2 protein-coding genes and 1 pseudogene are annotated in these 2,004 nt (G+C 66.1%); 1 reads left to right on the top strand and 2 read right to left on the bottom strand.

Features of this window, described 5'->3' with window-relative positions:
• Nucleotides 1-162: pseudogene (locus A3728_RS13620) on the bottom strand (multidrug transporter); the annotation flags it as partial.
• Between the two features lie 63 nt (nucleotides 163-225).
• On the opposite strand from A3728_RS13620, the gene A3728_RS13615 reads away from it, so the two are divergent.
• A complete protein-coding gene (locus A3728_RS13615; protein ID WP_067924717.1) occupies nucleotides 226-711 on the top strand; it encodes an MgtC/SapB family protein in 486 nt (161 codons plus the stop codon).
• Between the two features lie 6 nt (nucleotides 712-717).
• Here A3728_RS13615 and ftsY read toward each other — a convergent pair.
• A partial coding sequence (ftsY, locus tag A3728_RS13610) for a signal recognition particle-docking protein FtsY (protein ID WP_443069432.1) occupies nucleotides 718-2,004 on the bottom strand: 1,287 nt, incomplete at its 5' end.

The raw sequence follows: 2,004 nt of genomic DNA, 5'->3' as shown, positions 1-2,004 counted from the left end.
AAGAAAGAATACGTCGATGGCTCCGCGGGTGAGCCATGGATCGTGCCGCCCCTTTTGCAGCGCCCCGAAGACCGCGTGCAGAAAAGCTGCCGACAGTGCCAACCAAAGCGCCAGCCGATGGCCCGCCTCGCTGGCCTCGATACCGGAAAGCCACTCACTCATCGCGGAACCGCCGGCGCAGATACCCGTTGACCCCTTGCGTATTCGCCGCCAGAGAATTGCTGCATGTTCGACCCGCTTCTAGAAGACTTCTCGTCCAGTTTTTCCCGGGTGCCCGTGACCGTCGCCGCGGTGCGCCTGTTTATCGCTGCCGTGCTTGCCGGGGTCGTCGGCATAGAACGGGAATGGCGCCACAAGCCTGCCGGGTTGCGCACGCATATCCTCGTGGCGGTGGCGGCCTGCCTCTTCATCATCATCGGGCTTGAGATGTCCACGCTTGCGTGGGGCGAAGCAGACCAGTTGCAGTTCGACCCGTTGCGTCTGATCGAAGCGGTGACAGCCGGTGTCGCCTTTCTGGCGGCAGGTATCATCTTCACGTCGAAGGGAGAGGTGCGCAACATCACCACCGGCGCGTCCATGTGGCTTGCCGGGGCCATCGGTTTGGCCTGCGGTGCGGGACAGATTTTGCTTGCCGTGCTGGCGACGACTGTCGTCGTTATCGTGCTGACACTGCTGCGACAGCTCGAACGCTTCCTCGGCACGCACGATTGATCCAACTCAGGGCTGCTCCAACCCGACGAGCGCCGCCGCGAATTCATCCGGATCGAAAGGCTGCAGATCGTCGATCTGCTCACCCACGCCGATGGCGTGAATGGGAAGGCCGAAACGATCCGCAAGCGCCACCAGCACGCCGCCTTTCGCCGTGCCGTCAAGCTTGGTCATCACCAGCCCCGAAACATCGGAGATTTCCTGAAATACCTTGACCTGATTGAGCGCGTTCTGGCCTGTCGTCGCATCCAGAACCAGCAGCGTGTTGTGCGGCGCGGTCTCGTCCTTCTTGCGCAGCACGCGCACGATCTTGGCAAGCTCCTCCATCAGGTCGCCCCGGTTCTGCAGCCGCCCGGCGGTGTCGATCAGCAGCAGATCGGCCCCGTCGGCCTGCGCCTTTGCCAGCGCGTCGAAGGCAAGGCTCGCCGGATCCGTTCCCTGCGGCGCGGTCAGCACCGGAACACCGGCCCGTTCGCCCCAGACCTGAAGCTGTTCCACTGCCGCCGCGCGAAAGGTATCGCCCGCCGCGATCACCACCTTCTTGCCCGCCGCCTGAAACTGGCTCGCCAGTTTTCCGATCGTCGTCGTTTTTCCCGACCCGTTGACGCCCACCACCAGCACCACCTGCGGCACCTTTGCGTAAAGCGGCAAGGGTTTCGCCACCGGCTCCATGATGCGGGCGATTTCCTGCGTCATCAGGCGCTTGATCTCTTCGACCGACAGTTTCCGGCCATAGCGGCCTTCGGCCATGTTGGCGGTCACGCGCAGGGCGGTGTCCACCCCCATGTCGGCAGCGATGAGCAGTTCTTCGAGTTGCTCGAGCATCTCGTCGTCCAGCACCCGGCGCACCACGGTCCGGGGGGCGCTGCGGCCCATGAGCCGACCGAACAGCCCGGGCTTTGCAGCCGGGGCCGCCTCTTCGGGTGCGAGGTCGGGCGCGACCGGTGACATGACATCACGCAACGGCGTATCAGGCGTGCCGCCTGCTCCCTCGGGCGATGGCGGCGCCGGAGTAGCGGCATCCTGCGTATCGGCATTCGCGTCGCCGCGGCGGGTTTCGGGGCGCTGGCCCGATGACGGCGCGGGCGCGGTCGGGGGTTCAGTCGCCTCGTCAGCGGGCAGCGGCGCGGGTTCGTCATCCACCGCCTCGGGCAGCACCTCGGGGGCGGTGCCGGGGGTGTCCATCACCTCATCCACCGGGGCCGCGGGGGCCTCGGGCGGTGCCGTATCGTCCATCACCGGGGGTTCCACCGCCGCGCCGGGATCGGCTGTTTCGGCCTCCCCGCCCTCGCTGAC

The sequence above is a fragment of the Sulfitobacter sp. HI0040 genome, from assembly GCF_001634885.1.
In the GTDB taxonomy this organism is placed as follows: domain Bacteria; phylum Pseudomonadota; class Alphaproteobacteria; order Rhodobacterales; family Rhodobacteraceae; genus Sulfitobacter.
Note: the sequence above shows the minus strand (reverse complement) of the source record. Positions and strands in the feature narration are given on the sequence as shown.